Genomic DNA, 684 nt, shown 5'->3' with positions numbered 1-684 from the left:
GCACTGACGGGGGCCTATGGCGAGGCTGGCAAGCAGAATTTTCTCAGCAATACCGGCCTGCAAGTGTTCATGGCCACGGCCGATGACGAGACTCCAACCTACATTTCCAAAGCCATCGGTGAATACACGTTTGAAGCCAAGTCGATTTCCTACAGCCAGGCGCGAACGTTCGATTGGAACATTCAGAATTCGCATCAAGGTGCACCGCTGTTGCGTCCCGAACAGGTTCGGCTGCTCGATGACGACTACGAGATTGTCCTCATCAAAGGTCTGCCACCATTGCAATTGAGGAAGGTGCGATATTTTTCGGACCGCATACTTAAACGCATCTTCGAAAGCCAGACAGGCGCCCTCCCGGAGCCGGCACCCTTGGTGAAAGCAGACGAGGGGCTCTCGGCAGAATCTCAACCCGATCAGGAACTGCGTGGCTTGGCGCAGAACTTTGACGATACAGTTTGATGTGAGGCTAGTGTGGACCCGCGAAATAGTAACCCATCCCGGGTATCAGCTTTGTCACAGGTGCAGGACGCCGGCTTGGAAGAGGGGCAATCGGAACAGGCACGGCAAGTGGGCGATGAGCAGCACCTTGCCGAGGCCCGGAGGCTGGTCGATCAAGCTGACGAGTCGCCAACCAATCCAGAAGAGGTTCTGCGACTAGAACAATTGAGCGAAGGGCTTGAGCGA

Annotated in this window: 1 protein-coding gene; it reads left to right on the top strand. The window is 55.7% G+C overall.

The window, feature by feature from the left end:
- Positions 1–459: type IV secretory system conjugative DNA transfer family protein (locus AC0L3D_RS36855; RefSeq protein ID WP_473647554.1), on the top strand; the 459-nt coding region annotated here is incomplete at its 5' end.
- Positions 460–684 lie beyond the last annotated feature (225 nt).

It is taken from the genome of Mesorhizobium sp. WSM4837, assembly GCF_055811435.1.
The sequence above is the reverse complement of the archived record's forward strand: the minus strand, read 5'-3'. Positions and strand labels throughout refer to the sequence as shown.